Annotated in this window: 15 protein-coding genes; 10 read left to right on the top strand and 5 right to left on the bottom strand. The window is 68.2% G+C overall.

The window, feature by feature from the left end; translation table 11 throughout:
• Window positions 1-45: 45 nt before the first annotated feature.
• From HMJ39_RS07455 to HMJ39_RS07445, 3 genes are all read right to left on the bottom strand, one after another.
• A complete protein-coding gene (locus HMJ39_RS07455; RefSeq protein ID WP_194296804.1) occupies window positions 46-663 on the bottom strand; it encodes a hypothetical protein in 618 nt (205 codons plus the stop codon).
• A complete protein-coding gene (locus HMJ39_RS07450) occupies window positions 660-1,958 on the bottom strand; it encodes an ammonium transporter (RefSeq protein WP_194296803.1) in 1,299 nt (432 codons plus the stop codon). The genes HMJ39_RS07455 and HMJ39_RS07450 overlap by 4 nt, the downstream gene beginning before the upstream one ends.
• Window positions 1,959-2,121: 163 nt before the next feature.
• Window positions 2,122-2,622: an EVE domain-containing protein gene (locus HMJ39_RS07445; RefSeq protein WP_194296802.1), complete on the bottom strand. Its 501-nt coding sequence runs from the start codon at window positions 2,620-2,622 to the stop codon at window positions 2,122-2,124.
• Window positions 2,623-2,764: 142 nt separating this feature from the next.
• On the opposite strand from HMJ39_RS07445, the gene prmB reads away from it, so the two are divergent.
• From prmB to HMJ39_RS07430, 3 genes are read left to right on the top strand one after another with little or no spacing between them, the layout of a single operon-like run.
• Window positions 2,765-3,691, top strand: a complete 927-nt coding sequence (prmB, locus tag HMJ39_RS07440) for a 50S ribosomal protein L3 N(5)-glutamine methyltransferase (protein ID WP_161385395.1) — start codon at window positions 2,765-2,767, stop codon at window positions 3,689-3,691.
• Window positions 3,692-3,712: 21 nt separating this feature from the next.
• Window positions 3,713-4,810, top strand: coding sequence for a chorismate synthase (gene aroC / locus HMJ39_RS07435; protein WP_194296801.1), 1,098 nt, complete (start codon window positions 3,713-3,715; stop codon window positions 4,808-4,810).
• Window positions 4,811-4,819: 9 nt separating this feature from the next.
• Window positions 4,820-5,959: an MFS transporter gene (locus HMJ39_RS07430; RefSeq protein ID WP_194296800.1), complete on the top strand. Its 1,140-nt coding sequence runs from the start codon at window positions 4,820-4,822 to the stop codon at window positions 5,957-5,959.
• Window positions 5,960-6,093: 134 nt separating this feature from the next.
• On the opposite strand, the gene HMJ39_RS07425 is transcribed toward HMJ39_RS07430, so the two are convergent.
• Both HMJ39_RS07425 and HMJ39_RS07420 read right to left on the bottom strand, forming a co-directional pair.
• Window positions 6,094-7,389: an ATP-binding cassette domain-containing protein gene (locus HMJ39_RS07425; protein ID WP_194296799.1), complete on the bottom strand. Its 1,296-nt coding sequence runs from the start codon at window positions 7,387-7,389 to the stop codon at window positions 6,094-6,096.
• Window positions 7,390-7,511: 122 nt separating this feature from the next.
• Window positions 7,512-8,396, bottom strand: coding sequence for a LysR family transcriptional regulator (locus HMJ39_RS07420; protein WP_161385391.1), 885 nt, complete (start codon window positions 8,394-8,396; stop codon window positions 7,512-7,514).
• Window positions 8,397-8,534: 138 nt separating this feature from the next.
• Here HMJ39_RS07420 and leuC point away from each other — a divergent pair, with 138 nt between their 5' ends.
• The 7 genes from leuC (at window position 8,535) to HMJ39_RS07385 (ending at window position 17,583) form a co-directional block, all read left to right on the top strand.
• A complete protein-coding gene (gene leuC / locus HMJ39_RS07415) occupies window positions 8,535-9,950 on the top strand; it encodes a 3-isopropylmalate dehydratase large subunit (protein WP_194296798.1) in 1,416 nt (471 codons plus the stop codon).
• 12 nt (window positions 9,951-9,962) lie between these two features.
• Complete coding sequence (gene leuD, locus HMJ39_RS07410; RefSeq protein ID WP_194296797.1) at window positions 9,963-10,616, top strand: 3-isopropylmalate dehydratase small subunit; 654 nt, start codon at window positions 9,963-9,965, stop codon at window positions 10,614-10,616.
• 15 nt (window positions 10,617-10,631) lie between these two features.
• On the top strand, window positions 10,632-11,060 hold the full coding sequence (locus HMJ39_RS07405) for a hypothetical protein (protein WP_194296796.1): 429 nt from the start codon (window positions 10,632-10,634) through the stop codon (window positions 11,058-11,060).
• 31 nt (window positions 11,061-11,091) lie between these two features.
• The gene (gene leuB / locus HMJ39_RS07400; protein ID WP_194296795.1) at window positions 11,092-12,168 is read left to right on the top strand and encodes a 3-isopropylmalate dehydrogenase; all 1,077 of its coding nucleotides are present in this window, start codon (window positions 11,092-11,094) and stop codon (window positions 12,166-12,168) included.
• A gap of 72 nt (window positions 12,169-12,240) precedes the next feature.
• Window positions 12,241-13,353 (top strand): aspartate-semialdehyde dehydrogenase, encoded by a 1,113-nt coding sequence (gene asd, locus HMJ39_RS07395; protein WP_194296794.1) that lies wholly within the window; start codon window positions 12,241-12,243, stop codon window positions 13,351-13,353.
• Entirely contained in the window at window positions 13,353-14,369 is a 1,017-nt protein-coding gene (locus HMJ39_RS07390) for an aspartate-semialdehyde dehydrogenase (RefSeq protein ID WP_194296793.1), read from the top strand. Before asd ends, HMJ39_RS07390 begins: the two co-directional genes overlap by 1 nt.
• A gap of 157 nt (window positions 14,370-14,526) precedes the next feature.
• Complete coding sequence (locus HMJ39_RS07385) at window positions 14,527-17,583, top strand: FimV/HubP family polar landmark protein (protein ID WP_456061961.1); 3,057 nt, start codon at window positions 14,527-14,529, stop codon at window positions 17,581-17,583.
• Window positions 17,584-17,648 lie beyond the last annotated feature (65 nt).

Raw genomic sequence — 17,648 nt, 5'->3', positions numbered from 1 at the left:
GGCAAGCTTAATGACCCGGTGGAACCCTTGGCAACCCGGCCGGCCCTAGAGCAACGCCCCCAGGGCGCCGGCCAGTTCCGGCCGCTGGCGGCGGACCTGGTCGGCGGCGGCCTTGAGCAGGCGGTCCGCGCGCACCGGCCCGAAGCGCTCGCACAGCAGCACGTAGCTTCGGTTGAGCAGCGCCGCGAGGGTGGCGCGCTCCTGGGGCGCCAGGTCGGCGCGGGAATGGTTGAACCAGTATTCCATCGCCTGGCGGCGCGGGTCGTCGAGACCGGCGCTGCGCAAATCGGTGAGCTGATCGAGCCGCAGCTGGGCGGCCTCGGCCTCGTTCAGCGCCTCCCAGAGCGCCAGCATCAGCGCCTGGAAGGCCGCCGTGCACGGATGCCCGGCGGCGTCCGGGCGGTCCGGCCGCGCCAGCGGGTCGGCGGCCAGGCGCCGGTCCGGCAGCGACATGGCCTGCACCAGATTCAGGTGCAGATCATGGCGCCGGCCGGCCAGGTCGAAGCGCTTGCACAGCTCGCTCACATAGCCCTGCAGCGAGAAGCGCGGGCGGTCCGCGTAGTCGCGCTGCCACAGCGCCACCGCCTCGGCCACCGCGTCCGCGTCCAGGTAGGGCGCCAGGCCCGTGGCCAGGGCCCGGCGGCGGCGTTCCCCCGGGCTCATGGCCGGGTCTCCAGGCCGTCGGCCACCTCCGCGTCGTAGAGGTGCGGCTGGGCGAATTCCGGATAGCCCAGCTCGGCGTGCTCACTGACGTCCAGACCGCGCTGCTCATGCAGGGGCGGCGCCCGCAGGCCGGCGGTGAGCGAGACCACCATGTACAGGATCAGCGCCGCGAAGAACGCCCAGGCGAAGGCCACCACGATGCCCAGCAACTGCACGGTGATGCGCTGCGGGTCGAACAGGTCGCCGGTGTAGAACAGGCCCGCCGCCAGGGTGCCCCAGGCGCCGGCGAAGGCGTGCACCGGCACCGCCGAGACCACGTCGTCCAGCTTCAGGGACAGCAGCAGGCGGCTGCCCGGGCCCACCGTCAGCCCGGCGATCAGGCCGGTGAGCACGGCGAAGCCGGGCACCATGGTGGCGCAGCCGGCGGTGATGCCCACCAGCCCCGCCAGGCTGCCGTTGACGGTTTCCGTGAGCAGCACCGGCCGCCGGGTGATCAGCCGGTAGAGGGTGGCCCCGAGGGCACCGGCGGCGGCGGCCAATTGCGTATTCAAATTGATTAGGGCGATGTCCACGCTGGCGCCCACCGTGGAGCCGCCATTGAAGCCGAACCAGCCGAACCACAGCAAAAAGCCGCCCAGGGCCACGAAGGACAGGTTGTGGCCGCGAATCTCCCGGGGCGCGCCCTGGTTGTCGAAACGCCCCAGGCGGGGCCCCACCACCAGAATCCCGGCCAGGGCGCACCAGCCGCCCACGCTGTGAACCACGGTGGAGCCGGCGAAGTCCACGAACCCCAGCCGCGCCAGCCAGCCATCGCCGTTCCAGGCCCAGTTGCCGAACAATGGGTAGATCACGCCGGTGATCGCCACCGCGCCGGCCAGATAGCCCAGGTAGCGGGTGCGCTCGGCCATGGCCCCGGAGGCGATGGTGGCGGCGGTGGCGGCGAACATCAGCTGGAACAGCAGCAAGGTCCACAGGTCGCTGTCGCCCTGGCTGGGCGCGAACAGGGTCTGGCCCACCCAGCCGCTGGGATTGGCGCCGAACATCAGGCCAAAGCCCAGGGCCCAGAACGCCAGGGTGCCCACGCACAGGTCCATGTAGTTCTTCATGACCACGTTGATGGCGTTCTTGGCCCGGCTCAGGCCGCTTTCCAGCAAGGCGAAGCCGGCCTGCATGAGAAACACCAGCGCCGCGGCGATGGCCACCCAGACCACGTCGGCGCCGGAATATTCCAGGGTGTCGGCCAGCCCGGGCACGGGCACAAGCAGAAGGGCGAAGAAGATGGCGCGTCGTTCCATGAGACCCCCTCGATCGTATTGTCGAAGGGAGCGCTGCAACGGCTATGCCAAGGCGTGCAAGGCCGGTTCGGGCCGGCTGGCGCCGGGCGCGGCGCGCCGGACTGCGCGAAGATGGGGCGCCGCCGGCGGGCGGCGGCGTTCATGCTTCAGGACGGGGCAGGGCTCAGGACTGGGCCGGGGAGCAGGCGCCGACCACCGACAGTTCCGGCTCGCACAGGGCCAGGATCTGCTGATACTGGCGGTCGGTGATGGACTGGATCGACAGGCGCGGGCGGATCACCAGTTCCAGGTCGGCGAATTCCGCGCGCTGGCGCATTTCCGACAGCGGCAGCGGCGTTTTGTAGGTGGTCACGTAGCGCACGTCCACCTGATACCAGCGCGGCATGTCCTCGCTGCTGCGCGGATCGTAGCCGGAATGGTCCGGGTTGAACTGGGTCGGGTCCGGGTAGGGCGCGGAGGTAACCCGTGCCTCGCCGACGATGGACGGGTTCTTGCCCCGGGAGTGGTAGATCAGCACCCGGTCGCCGTCCTGGATTTCGTCGCGCAGGCGGTTGCGCGCCTGGTAGTTCCGGACCCCGTCCCAGCCGGTGGCCTGGTCCGGCGCGGCCCGCAGATCCTGCAGGCTGAAGTCCTTGGGCTCGGTCTTGAATAACCAGGTGCGCATAGCGTTTCTCCAATTGGTTCGGCAATGTAACACGTATGGCAATAAAGTCATTGTTATTTAATTAATCGCCGGCCCGGGTCCCGCCCTGGGGGTCGAGGGGCGAAATTATGCTACGATTGCGCGCCCATTCGGAGGCGTAGCCGTGATCGAACCCCGCGAACAGCAACAGGCCCAGGCCACCCTGCAAACCCCCCGCGATTGCCTGCGCTGGGGCGAATCCGCCCTGCGCCGGGCCGGCGTGTTCCTGGGCCACGGCACCGACGACCACGGCGACGAATGCCTGGCGCTGCTGCTGCACGTGCTGGCGCTGCCGGCGGACACCGATCCGCGCCTGCTTGATGCGCGCCTGCTGCCCGATGAAATCGAGGCCTTCGTGGGCCTGATGAAGCGGCGCGTCAACGAGCGGGTGCCGACCCCGTACCTCACCGGCGAGGCCTGGTTCTGCGGCCTGCCGTTCCAGGTCGACGAGCGGGTGCTGATTCCCCGCTCCCCCCTGGCGGAACTGATCGAGGCCCGTTTCCAGCCCTGGCTGGACCCGGACCGGGTCGGGCGGGTGCTGGATCTGTGCACCGGCAGCGGCTGCATCGCCATTGCCTGCGCCCACGCCCTGGAGCACGCCGCCGTGGACGCCAGCGACCTGTCCGAGGACGCCCTGGCGGTGTGCCGCGCCAATATCGAGGCCCACGGCCTGACCGGCCGGGTGCGGGCGATCCAGGCGGACGGCCTGGACGGCCTGTCGGAGCGCTACGACCTGATCATCTCCAATCCGCCCTATGTGGATGCCGAGGATCTGGCGGCGATGCCCAGGGAATACCGCCACGAGCCGGAACTGGCCCTGGCCTCCGGCGCCGACGGTCTGGACTTCACCCGCCGGCTGCTGACCGGCGCAGCCGACCGGCTCACCGAGGACGGCGTGCTGATCGTCGAGGTGGGCAACAGCGACCGCCACGTGGTGGAGACCTGGCCGGAGGTGCCGTTCCTGTGGTTCGAATTCGAGCGCGGCGGGCAGGGCGTATTCATGCTGGAGCGCCGCCAGTTGATAGACTACCGAGATCATTTCACGGGCTGAGTGGCCCTAAAGAGGAAGAATATGGCCGGCAACAGTTTTGGTGAACGCTTCCGCGTCACCACCTTCGGTGAAAGCCATGGCGCCGCCCTGGGCGCCATCGTGGAAGGCTGCCCGCCGGGGCTGACGCTCAGCGAGGCGGATCTGCAGCGGGAGCTGGATCGCCGCAAGCCCGGCACCAGCCGTTACACCACCCAGCGCAAGGAACCGGACCAGGTGCGCATCCTGTCCGGCGTCTTCGAGGGCAGGACCACCGGCACGTCCATCGGCCTGCTGATCGAGAACACCGATCAAAAGTCCAAGGACTACGGCAACATCGCCACCACCTTCCGCCCCGGCCACGCGGACTACACCTATACCCAGAAATACGGCTTCCGCGACTACCGGGGCGGCGGCCGCTCCTCGGCCCGGGAAACCGCCATGCGCGTGGCCGCCGGCGCCATCGCCCGCAAGTTCCTGAGCGAGCGGCTGGGCGTGCGGCTGTACGGCGGGGTGGAGCAGATCGGCCCGATCCGCGCCGAGAAATTCGACTGGGACGCGGTCAACACCAACCCTTTCTTCTTCCCGGACGTGGACAAGATCCCGGCCCTGGAACAATTGATCAACGACCTGCGCAAGGACGGCTCCTCCATCGGTGCCCGGGTCAGCGTGTACGCGGACAACGTGCCGCCGGGCTGGGGCGAGCCGGTGTTCGACCGCCTGGACGCGGACCTGGCCAAGGCGCTGATGTCGATCAACGCGGTCAAGGGCGTGGAAATCGGCGACGGCTTCGAGGTGGTCAACCAGCGCGGCGAACAGCACCGCGATGAAATCACCCCAGGGGGGTTCGTCAGCAACCACGCCGGCGGCGTGCTCGGCGGCATCAGCTCCGGCCAGGTGATCCGCGCCAGTCTGGCGCTCAAGCCCACCTCCAGCATCACCATCCCGGGCCGTTCCATCACCCTGGACGGCGAACCCACCGAGGTGGTCACCAAGGGCCGCCACGACCCCTGCGTGGGCGTGCGCGCCACTCCCATCGCCGAGGCCATGCTGGCCCTGGTGCTGATGGACCACTACCTGCGTCACCGCGCGCAGAATGGAGACGTGACGCCGCCGCTGGCGCCGATCCCCGGCCAGGCCTGAGGGATCGGCATGCCGTATTACTGGCGCCTTTCCGCCTTTTATTTCCTGTACTTCGGCCTGTTGGGCACCCTGGTGCCCTACTGGTCGCTGTACCTCAAGGACCTGGGCTTCTCCGCCACCACCATCGGCCTGCTGATGGCGGTGCCCCACCTGACCAAGGTGGCGGCCCCCAACCTGTGGGGCTGGCTCGCCGACCGCAGCGGCGCGCGCCTGCGCATTATCCGGCTCGGCAACCTGGCGGCGGCGCTGGCCTTCCTGCCGGTGTTCTGGGCCGACCAGATCTGGTCCATGGCGATCCTGCTGGCGGTGTTCAGCTTCTTCTGGAACGCGGTGCTGGCCCAGTTCGAGGTGGTCACCCTGCACACCCTGGGCGACCAGGCCCACCGCTACAGCCAGGTGCGGGTGTGGGGCTCGCTGGGCTTCATCACCTGCGTGTTCCTGGTGGGCGCGGCCCTGGACCATCTGCCCATGACCCTGCTGCCCTGGGTGATGTCGGCGCTGCTCTGGCTGCTGTGGCTGGCCACCCTGGCGCTGCCGGCGGAGAAAGGCGAGGCGCGGCGCAACGCCGACGGCGGTCTGATCAAGCTGCTTAAACGCCGCGACATCCAGATCTTCATGCTGGTGGCCTTCCTGATGCAGGCCTCCCACGGCCCGTACTACACCTTCTACAGCATCCACCTGGAAGACATGGGCTTCCGCAAGCTCACCGTGGGCACGCTCTGGGCGGTGGCGGTGGTCTCCGAGGTGGTGGCCTTCCTGGTCATGCACCGCCTGATGACCCGCTTCGCCCTCAACCGCATTCTGCTCACCTGCCTGCTGCTGGCCACCGTGCGCTGGCTGGTGGTGGCCCTGTGCGGCGACAGCCTGCCCTGGCTGGGCGCCGCCCAGCTGCTGCACTCCGCCAGTTACGCCAGCTTCCACGCCGGCGGCATCGCCTGGGTACAGCGGGCCTCCGGCCGCGCCTTCGCCGGCCAGGGCCAGGCGCTGTACTCCAGCCTCGGCTACGGCGCCGGCTGGGGCCTGGGCTCCGGCCTCAGCGGTCTGGCCTGGCCCCATCTGGGCGTGTACTGCTTCCTGATCGCCGGCGTGCTCACCCTGGCCGCCGCCGCCCTGATCAGCCGCCTGCCGGTGGCCGCCGAAGGGCGATGAGCCGCCCTCGGCGCCACCGGTAGGAGCGGCTTTAGCCGCGATAAAAGGCGTCGAAGATCGCGGCTAAAGCCGCTCCTACCACGAATACCCGGGCAACGTAGGTTTCCCGCAAAGCGTGATGAACGCGGGCCCGGTCAAGACCGGTCCCGCTCCACGGGGTGCCACGGCGTCAGTGCCCAGCCCTCGTCCGTGGCGGTCAGCTCTTCGGTGAGGCCGAGGCGCGCCAGGAAGGCGTCGTCGTGGGACACCACCACCAGGGCGCCCCGGTAAGCGCGCAGCAGGGTTTCCAGGGCATTCAGCGAGGGCAGATCCAGGTGGTTACCGGGTTCGTCCAGCAGCAACAGGCGCGGCGGCGGGTCGGCGTAGAGCACACAGGCGAGCGCCGCCTTGAGGCGCTCGCCGCCGCTGAGCGCGGCGCGGGGCGCGGCGATGGTGTCGGCGTCGAGCCCCAGCTGGGCGAGACGCATGCGCAGGTCGCTGTCCGCGGCGCCGCGATTGGCGGCGCGCAGCCGTTCCCGGGTGGCGGCGTGTTGGCGGCGCAGCTTGCCGGTGCTGTGTTCGCTGCGTTCCTTCTGGCCGTCCAGCAGCACGCGGGCCTGGTTTGCCTGTTTGCCGTGGCGGTCGCCGCGCGCCCGGCGCCGTTGCTGGCGTTCCTGTTGCTGGCGCAGAGCGGCTTCTTCCCGGCGCCGCTCGTGCTTGCGGCGGGCCAGGGTCTGCTCGGCCTGGGCGTGCTCCTCGGCTTTGCGCTCGGCGTAGAACCGGTAGTCGCCACCGTAACGGCGCAGGCCCTGGGGCGAGAGCTCCAGAATCCGTTCCATGTCGCCGAGCAGGCGGCGGTCATGGCTGATCACCAGCAGGCCCCGGGGCCAGGCGCGTAGCTGATCAATCAGGGCGAGGCGGCCGGGCCGGTCCAGGTGGTTGCTGGGCTCGTCCAGGATCAGAAAGTCCGCCTCGCTGAGCAGGGCGCCGGCCAGGGCCACGCGCATGGCCTGGCCGCCGCTGAGCCGGGCCGCTGGGGTGGCCGGGTCCAGCCAAGGCAGGCCCGCTCGCCGCAGGGCGGCTTGCAACCGTTCGCGCAGGTCCCAGCGATCGCCCACCCGTTCGAAGTCGGCGCCGGCGGCGCCGCCGGCTTCGATGCGGGCCAGGGCGGCCAGGCTTTCCGCCACGCCCGCCAGGTCGGCCACGGTGCTGCCCGGCGGCGGCGTCACCCGCTGGGCCAGGTAGTGCACCGGGCCGGATCGCGCGCAGTGGCCGGTGGTGGGGGGCTGCAGCCCGGCCAGGATGCGCGCCAGCACGGACTTGCCCACGCCGTTGCGGCCCACCAGGCCGGTACGGGTGGCGTCCAGGGTTTCATTCAGATCGGCGAACAGCGGGCGGCCGTCCGGGAGCACGAAGGACACGTCGTGCAGCGTGATAGTCGGATTCGTCATGCGGATGTCCAGGGATGCCAGGTTCTCCCCCTGCGTATGGGGGCCGGTGGAGACTGGCCGTCGGGGAGACGGCGGCATCAATGGCGCATTGGACGAACACCTCGAAGCGGATAAGCGGACGACTATTGTAACGCGTTCGCCGCGCTTTCCTCCAGGGTGGCCATGAAGGCCCGCGCCGCGTTGGAGCGGGTGCGGCCCGGGTGGGAGACCACGCCCAGCCGGCGCACCGGCAGCGAGTCCGATACGTTCAGGCGCACCACGGTGTCGTCGAGCATGGTTTCCGGCAGCACGCTCCAGCCCAGGCCGATGGACACCATCATATGGATGGTCTCCAGGTAGTTGGTGGACATGGAGATGTCCAGTTCCAGACGGCGTTCCAGGAACAGGCTCTCCACGATGCGGCGGGTAAAGGTCACCGGGGAAGGGAGGATGGCGCTGTAGCCGGTGAGCGTGTCCAGGGGCACCCGGTCGAGCCGGGCCAGGGGGTGCTCCGGCGCCGCCATGAACACCAGCGGGTCGTTCCACACCACCTGGGTGTGCAGGCGGCCGTCCGGTTGCGGCGGCAGGGTCACCACGCCCAGCTCCAGGTCGCCGTGGCGCACCGCTTCCCAGGCTTCCTCGGAATCGATGAAGTGGATATCCAGCTTCACGTCCGGATAAGCGCGGGAAAACCGCCGCAGCACCGGCGGCAGCCGGTGCAGGCCGATGTGGTGGCTGGTGCCGATGCGCAGGGTACCGGTGACGCCGCCGGTGAGGTCGCTGATCGCCCGGCTCATGTCCTCCAGATCCAGCAGCACGCGGCGGGCGCGGGGCCGCAGGGCCTCGCCGGCTTCGGTGAGGCGGATGCGCCGGCCGACCCGGTCGAACAGCCGGGTGCCGAGCTGTTGTTCGAGCTGGGCGATGCGTTTGCTCACCGCCGGCTGGGTCAGGAACAGCCGTTCCGCGGCGGCGGAGAAGGAGCCGGTGTCGGCCACCGCCATGAAGACGGTGAGGGAGTGGGTGTCCATGGAATTCCCGGTCGCTTATGGATAACCATCTGGAATCCTAAACATAAAAAATATGAATTGGAATTATCGAATGCCCCTGCGTATGGTGTGTCTACCCTGAAGATTCCCCTTTTTGAACCAGGACCAGGACGAGGACCTATGGCTGGCAAAACGCTTTACGACAAATTGTGGGACGCCCACCTGGTCGCCGAACGCGAGGACGGCTCGGCGTTGATTTACATCGACCGGCAGATCATCCACGAGGTGACCTCGCCGCAGGCGTTCGAGGGCCTGCGTCTGGCTGGCCGGCAGCCGTGGCGCGCCGGCGCCTCGGTGGCCACCATCGACCACAACGTGCCGACCACGCCGTTCGACAGCGCCGCCGACATCGAGGACGAGACCTCGCGCATTCAGGTCACCACCCTGCAGGACAATACCCGCGAGTTCGGCATCACCGAGTACGGCATTGGCGACGTGCGCCAGGGCATCGTGCACGTGATGGCGCCGGAGCAGGGCGCGGTACTGCCGGGCATGACGGTGGTGTGCGGCGATTCCCACACCTCCACCAACGGCGCGCTGGCCTGTCTTGCCCACGGCATCGGCACCAGTGAAGTGGAGCATGTGCTGGCCACCCAGACCCTGGTGGCCAGCAAGATGAAGAACATGCGCGTGCAGGTGGACGGCGACCTGGGCCCCGGCGTCACCGCCAAGGACGTGGTGCTGCACATCATCGGCGTGATCGGCACCGCCGGCGGCACCGGCCATGCCATCGAGTTCGCCGGCAGCGCGATCCGCTCACTGAGTCTGGAAGGCCGCATGACGGTCTGCAATATGTCCATCGAGGCCGGTGCCCGCGCCGGCATGGTGGCGGTGGACGACACCACCATCGAGTACGTGCGCGGTCGTCCGGCGGCGCCCAAGGGCGCGGACTGGGACAAGGCGGAAGCCTACTGGCGCACCCTGGTGTCCGACGACGACGCGGTATTCGACACTGAAGTGAAGATCGACGCCGCCGACATCCGGCCGCAGGTGTCCTGGGGCACCAGCCCGGAGATGGTGGTGGCGGTGGACGCGCTGTTGCCGGATCCCGACGCCGAGCAGGACGAAGTGAAGCGTTCCGGCATGCAGCGCGCCTATGAATACATGGGCCTGGAGCCGGGCATCAAGGTCAGCGACATTCGCGTGGACCGGGTGTTCATCGGTTCCTGCACCAACTCTCGCATCGAGGACCTGCGCGCCGCCGCCGAGGTGGTCAAGGGCCGCAAGAAAGCGGACTCGGTGAAGCAGGTGCTGGTGGTGCCCGGCTCCGGGGTGGTCAAACAGCAAGCCGAACGGGAAGGGCTGGACAAGATCTTCCTGGAGGCCGGTTTCGAATGGCGCCAACCCGGCTGTTCCATGTGCCTGGCGATGAACCCGGACCGGTTGCAGCCCGGCGAGCACTGCGCGTCCACCTCCAACCGTAACTTCGAGGGGCGCCAGGGTAACGGCGGCCGTACCCATCTGGTTAGCCCGGCCATGGCCGCCGCCGCCGCGGTGGCCGGCCACTTCGTCGACATTCGTGATTTGGACGCCTAAGGAGCGGTGGTCATGGAAAAATTCGTTAAACATACCGGCCTGGTGGCGCCGCTGGACCGCGCCAACGTGGACACCGATCAGATCATTCCCAAGCAGTTCCTGAAGTCCATCAAGCGCACCGGCTTTGGCCCCAACCTGTTCGACGAGTGGCGCTACCTGGACGAGGGCTACCCGGGCCAGGACAACGACGCGCGTCCGAAAAACCCGGACTTCGTGCTCAACAAGCCCCAATATCAGGGTGCCAGCGTGCTCATCACCCGCCGCAACTTCGGCTGTGGTTCGAGCCGCGAGCATGCCCCCTGGGCGCTCATGGATTTCGGCTTCAAGGCGATCATCGCGCCCAGCTACGCCGACATTTTCTACAACAACTGCTTCAAGAACGGCCTGTTGCCGATCGTGTTGCCGGACGCTACCGTTGAGAACCTTTTCAAGGCCGAGGCGGCCAGCGACGACTTCCGGCTTACCGTCGATCTGGAAAATCAGCAGGTGCTGACCCCGGACGGCGAGGCGCTGCCGTTCGACATCGACGGCTTCCGCAAGCACTGCCTGCTCAATGGTCTCGACGAGATCGGTCTGTCCCTGCAGCAGGCGGACGCCATCCGTGCCTACGAAAGTCGCCGCCAGGCCGCCGAGCCCTGGGTTTTTCAGGAGCCGCAACAGCAATAGAGTACAGAGGCAGCAATGAGAGTTCGTAGCGCTGGCCTGCTGCTGGCCCTGGCATTGGTGGTCACCGGGTGTACCGGCGCCACCTTGTACGATCCGCCCGGCGACGGTGCTCCCAAGGCGCGGCTGAGCATAGAGACCATGTTGGGCAGCAATGGGGAGCGCGGCGCTGGCGAAAGCACCGTGGCGATCTTCAAGGTGGACGGCAAACGCCTGGCGGAAAACGGCGGCGAGCAAAGAGTGCTTCTGGAGCCCGGCGAGCACAACGTGGCATTTTTCGCCGACCACCAGGGCACTTTGCGCTTCGGCACTCTGAGCCATGACTTCCAAGCCGGCGCTGACTACCTGATCTGGGTCGGCGAAGGCGAGGGCGACAAGCCCTACGGCGCAGTACTGGTGCCGGCGGGCAGTGGTGTGGTCAATGTTTATGACGAGGCCCTGTTCTGAGCAGGGTGAATCAATAGTTTAAGGAATTTGGATGAGCCGTATTCTGGTATTGCCCGGCGACGGGATTGGCCCGGAAATCGTGGACGAAGCCCTGCGCGTGCTGGACGCCGCCCAGGCCCGCTTCGGTCTGGACATCGAGCTGGACCACGGTCTGGTGGGCGGGGCCGCCTGCGACGCCGAGGGCGATCCGCTGCCCGAGGGTACCCTGGAGAAAGCGCGCGCCGCCGACGCCATCCTGTTCGGCAGCATCGGCGGGCCCAAGTGGGACACCCTGGAGCGCGACAAGCGACCGGAGCGCGGCCTGCTGCGACTGCGTTCGTCGCTCGGCCTGTTCGCCAACCTGCGCCCGGCCATTCTGTTCCCGCAACTGGCCGGCGCCTCCAGCCTCAAGCCGGAAGTGGTGTCCGGGCTCGACATCCTGATCGTGCGCGAGCTCACCGGCGGCATTTACTTCGGCCAGCCGCGCGGCATCAAGGAAGAGAACGGCGAGCGGGTGGGCTTCAACACCTATGTGTATTCCGAATCGGAAATGAAGCGCATCGCCCGGGTCGCCTTCGACCTGGCCATGCAGCGCGGCAAGCGCGTGTGCTCCGTGGACAAGGCCAATGTGCTGGAAGTCACCGAGCTGTGGAAGGAAGTGGTCACCGAGGAGGCCAAGGCCTACCCGGAGATCGAGCTGTCGCACATGTACGTGGACAACGCCGCCATGCAGCTGGTGCGCGCGCCCAAGAATTTCGATGTCATCGTGACCGGCAACCTGTTCGGTGACATCCTTTCCGATGAAGCCGCCATGCTCACCGGCTCCATCGGCATGCTGCCCTCCGCGTCCCTGGACGAAAACCGCAAGGGCCTGTACGAACCCTGCCACGGCTCGGCGCCGGACATCGCCGGGCAGGGCCTCGCCAACCCGCTGGCGACGATCATGTCGCTGGCCATGCTGATGCGCTACAGCCTTCAGCGCGGCGATGTGGCCGACGCCATCGAGGCGGCGGTGGAAAAGGTGCTGGATCAGGGACTGCGAACCGCGGATATTCACACCGAGGGCACCCGCAAGGTGAGCACCGGGGAAATGGGCGCCGCCGTCGCCGAGGCCTTGGCCAACGGCTGACCGCCGGGTCGCCACCCCGTTCATCCATAGAAGATAGAGAAGGGCGGCACGCTCTTCGGGAGAACAGACTCAATGAAGAAAGTCGGTTTTGTAGGTTGGCGTGGCATGGTGGGCTCCGTGCTCATGGACCGCATGCGCGCGGAGAACGACTTCAAGGACATCGAGCCGGTATTTTTCTCCACCTCCCAGGTGGGCCAGCAAGGCCCGGACGTGGGCAAGGACATTCCGGTGCTCGGCGACGCCAAGAGCATCGATGAACTCAAGCGGCTGGACGTGATCGTCACCTGTCAGGGTGGCGACTACACCAACGAGGTGTACCCCAAGCTGCGCGAAGCCGGCTGGGACGGCTACTGGATCGACGCCGCCTCCGCCCTGCGCATGGCGGACAACAGCGTGATCGTGCTGGACCCGGTCAACCGGGGCGTCATCGACCAAGCCCTGGACAAGGGCGTCAAGGATTACGTGGGCGGCAACTGCACCGTGAGCCTGATGCTGATGGCCCTCGGCGGTCTGTTCAACGCCGGCCTGGTGGAGTGGGCCAGCGCCCAGACCTACCAGGCGGCCTCCGGCGCCGGTGCCCAGAACATGCGCGAGCTGATCGCGCAGATGGGCGCCATCCACGGCGACGTTTCCGAGCAGCTGGCCAACCCGTCCAGCGCCATTCTCGACATCGACCGCCAGGTGGCGGCCACCATGCGCGACGACAAGCTGCCCCATGAACACTTCGGTTTCCCGCTGGCCGGCTCCCTGCTGCCCTGGATCGACAAGGAAATGGAAAACGGCCAGAGCAAGGAAGAGTGGAAAGCCCAGGCGGAAACCAACAAAATCCTCGGTCGCGGCGACCAGCCGATTCCCCTGGACGGCACCTGCGTGCGCATCGGCGCCATGCGCTGCCACGCCCAGGCGCTGACCGTGAAGCTGACCAAGGACGTGCCCCTGGACGAGGTCGATGACCTGGTCGGCCAGGCCAACGACTGGGTCAAGGTGGTACCGAACGAGAAGGAAGCCACCCTGCGCGACCTGACGCCCACCGCCGTTACCGGTACCCTGGGCGTGCCCGTGGGCCGGCTGCGCAAGCTCAACATGGGCGGTGAATTCCTGAACGCCTTCACCGTCGGCGATCAGCTGCTGTGGGGCGCCGCCGAACCGCTGCGCCGCATGCTGCGCATTCTTATGGAGCACTGATGACAAGCACCGTCGATCTGGCCGTGGTGGGTGCCACCGGCCTGGTGGGCGAGGCCTTTCTCGAACTGCTCGCTGACCGGAATCTTCCGGTCGGCGAGTTGTTCGTTCTGGCCTCCGACAACAGCCTCGGCAAGACACTTCAGGTGGGCAAGCGCGGCCTGAAGGTGGGCAAGGCCGAGGATTTCGATTTCTCCCGCGTGCAGCTGGCGGTGTTCGCCGCCGGCGCGCGCGTGTCCCAGGAACTGGCGCCCCGGGCCGCGGACGCCGGTGCCCTGGTTCTGGATTTGTCGCCGGCGTTCCGTTACGAGCCGGACGTGCCCCTGGTGGCCGCCGGGGTCAATGAGGAGCAGCTCGGCGCCGCCCGGGAGCGTAATATCGTGGCGGCGCCGGACGCGGCCACCGTGCAACTATTGCTGGCCCTCAAGCCGCTGCTGGAGCTGGGCGATCTGACGCGGGTTTCCGTGACCCAGCTGCAGGGCGCCTCCGCCGCCGGCCGCAACGGGGTGGAGCGGCTCGCCCGGCAAAGCGCCAGGCTGCTCAATGGCCTGGACGCGGAGGAGGGCGGTGAGCCGCAGCACGCCTTCAACCTGCTGCCGGTGGCCGGCAGCCCCCAGGACAACGGCTACACCAGCGAGGAGCTCAAGCTGATGCTGGAGACCCGTCGGGTGCTGGCCCAGCCGCAACTGGCGGTGGACGTGAGCTGCGTGCAGGTGCCGGTGTTCCACGGCATCGCCCAGACCGTGGTGGTGCAGGGTACCCTGCCGCTGGCGCTGGCCCAGGCGGAGGCCTGCTGGGAGCGGGCGCCGGGCCTGCAGATGGACGAGGGCGGCGAGGCGGACAGCGCCTCCCCGGTGACCCAGATCCGTGGCGATCTGGGCGTGCGGCTGGCCCGGGTTCGCGAGGATATCGACGGCCAGGGCGCGCTCAGCTTCTGGACCGTGGCCGACAACATCAAGACCGGCGCCGCCTACAATGCGGTCCTGCTGGTGGAGACGTTGCTAAAAGACTATCTGTGATGAATACTTAGCGGGAATATGTGACGCAGTTTCTAGGTGTCATCCGTAATTTACTGCACAATCCCACCTTGCCGTTATGGGCAATCGGGAACGGCGTCGCGATAATTTCTGCGACCTGCACGAGCGGGGACGGGATAATAAGTAAAGGGTTCGATCAATGCTCCGAAAACTTGGCATAGGCTTTATCGCCCTGGCGGCCATGTCGCCCGGGCTGGCGGCTGCACTGGGGGTAGGGGAGTATGAGTTGAACTCCTATCTGAACGAGCCGCTCGACATGACCGTGGAGCTCCAGGATCTGGGGGATCTGTCCCGGGAGCAAATTCTGGTGGAGCTGGGGTCCCAGGAGCAGTTCGACGCCGCCGGCGTGGAACGCGCCTACTTCCTCAACAGCCTGAATTTCGAAGTGACGCTGGACCCCTCCGGCGGCACCGGTCAACTGCATATCACCTCCGAGCAACCGGTCCGGGAACCCTACCTGGACTTTCTGGTGGAATTCCTCTGGCCCACCGGCCGGCTGATGCGCGAATACACCGTGCTGCTCGATCCGCCCAGCTACGCCGATTCCGACCGCGCCGTGACGCCGGCGCGCAGCGAGGCGCCGCCGCGCCCGGCGGCCCGTCCGGAGCCGCGACCGACCCGTCCGGCGCGCCCGGAACCGGCGCCGTCCCGGCCCGCGCCGTCCGCCGCCGAACAGCCCGCCGCCGAGCCGTCCGCCACGGACACCGCGTCCCGCGACACCGGCACGGAGACCTACCGGGTGGGTGCCTCCGACACCATGTGGCGCATCGCCGAGCGCACCCGGCCCAACGCCGGCGTGTCCGTGCAGCAGATGATGCTGGCGATCCAGGAGCGCAACCCGGACGCCTTCATCAATAACAACGTGAACCTGGTGCGCGAGGGCGCCGTGCTGCGGCTGCCCACGGAAAGCCAGGTGCGCGACCTGTCCAGCCGCGAGGCGCTGTCCCGGGTGGCGGCGCAAAACCGTGAATGGCAGCGCCTGCGCGATCAGCGTGGCAGCGCTCCGTCCCGGGCGCCGGTGGACGCCACCGGTCGCCAGCGCGCGGACCGCGACGGCGCCGGCGATGACGGCGACGGCCGCGTCACCCTGGTCACGCCGGACAGCACCGAGGGCGTGCGTGACGGCGACGGCACCGGCGGCGACGGCGGCGGCGCCAACACCGCCGCGCTGCAGAATGAGCTGGCGATCCGCGACGAGAATCTGGACCGCCTGCAACGGGAGAACGACGAACTGCGCAGCCGCATCGGCGACCTGGACGGCCAGGTGGAAACCAGCCAGCGGCTGCTGGAGCTGCGCAACGAGAAGATCGCCGCGCTCCAGGAAGAACTGCGCCGGCTCAGCGAAGAGCAGGGCGCCGAGGTGGACCAGCAATTGCTGGAAGAACCGGCCACCCCCATGCCGGTGGAGCCGGACGGCGGCATCGGCGACGGCGCCACCGGGCCGGATGGTGAGACCGCCGGCGGCGGCGAGCCTGCCGACGGCGCGGCGCCGGAGGACAATAACGGCGGCGGCGATCTGGCCGCCGGTGACGGCACCGAGTCCGCCGGCGGCCAGGCGGACAGCGACCGCGGTCCGCCACCGGATACCAAGGCGGTGAATCCGCCGCCCAAGCCGACCCCGGCCACCCTCGCCAGCAACGACAACGGCGGGGGTATCGTCGGTCTGATCATGGACAATCTGCTCTACATCGGCGCCGCCCTGGCGGTGCTGTTGCTGCTCATTCTGCTGGCGGTGCGTCGCCGGCAGGGCGGCGGCGGAGACGGTGACGATCACTCCGGCTTCGACGATGACGACGGCGGCTTCGACGCCGCCCCGGTGATGAGCGCCGAGGACGACGAGCAGCGCCCGGCGGACGCCCAGGCGGTTCCCCAGGAGGATCTGGACGACGAGCACATGGACCCCATGGAGCGCGCCGACGTCTACGTGGCCTACGGTCAGTACCCCCAGGCGGTGGATTATCTGCGCAACGAGATCAATCAGGCGCCGGAACGGGGCGATCTGAAGATCCGCCTGCTGGAACTGCTGCGGGAAATGAACGACGACAACGGTTTCCATCAGCAGGCGGCCATGTTCGCCGGCACCAGCGTCGCCGTGGACGCCGCCATCAAGCGGCTCGGCGGCGAGCCCGGTGACGCCGGGGAATACGCGGCCATCGCCGACGATCCCGAGGAAGACGGCCCCCAGGAGGAAGAGGAACTGTCCCTGGACGACCTGGAGCTGGATCTGGCCTCGGACCTTTCCGACGGTGACGCCACCGAGGGTTACGACGAAGGCGAGTACACCCTGGCGTCCTCGTCCTCAAACATGGACCGGGACGAGGGCGGCCTGGAGCTGGACGACTTCGATTTCAAACTGGACGACGACCAGGACGCCGAGCCCGCCAGCGGTGATGATGACCAGACCCTGGAGCTGGATGATCTGGTGCTGGACGAGCCGGACGCCGGAACCGCCGCCGAGGAGGATGACGGCGCCTTCGAGTTCACGCTGGACGACGAGGACGCCGGCGGCGATACCACCTTCACCGAGGATGAACTGGCCGCCCTGGACGACGCCGACGAGCGCGCCCGGGAAAGCGACACCGCCAGCGCCGACTTCGGCGACCTGGAACTGGACGACCTGGACGTGGAGCTGGACGAAAGCCCGGCGGGCGACACCCGCGTGGCCGGCGACAGCCCGGAAGAGCCCCGCGCCGACGTGGACGATCTGGATCTGTCCCTGGACGACCTCGACCTCAGTGACGACGATGCCCCGGAAGACCGGGTCGCCGCCGGCACCGAGGCCGCCGCCGAGCCGGAAGCGCCGCTGGCCGCCGACGATGGCCTGGACGATCTGGATCTGGAACTGGAGGACGACGACGCCCTGGCCGCCGCCGACGTGGACACCGGTGACGACGCCGACCACGCGGCCGCCGACGAGCCGGCCCCGACGCCGTCCGGTGACCAACCCGCCGAGCCCGACACCACGGTGGCGGCCGCGCCGGCGGACCTGGACAGCGGGGACGACATGCTCGGTGACGACGACGACTTCGACTTCCTGGGCGAAACCGACGAGAACGCCACCAAGCTGGATCTGGCCCGCGCCTACATCGACATGGGTGACGCGGAAGGCGCCCGGGACATCCTCAACGAGGTGCTCTCCGAAGGCAGTGAGGAACAGCAGGGCGAGGCCAAGGAGCTGCTCGCCCGGGTGGGCTGATCCTCGCCGGACCCACTGGTGCAAGCGGGGGCGATGCCTTAAGGTATCGCCCCCTTTTTATTGGC

Source organism: Alloalcanivorax profundimaris (genome assembly GCF_015265435.1).
GTDB lineage: Bacteria > Pseudomonadota > Gammaproteobacteria > Pseudomonadales > Alcanivoracaceae > Alloalcanivorax > Alloalcanivorax profundimaris.
The sequence above is the reverse complement of the archived record's forward strand: the minus strand, read 5'-3'. Positions and strand labels throughout refer to the sequence as shown.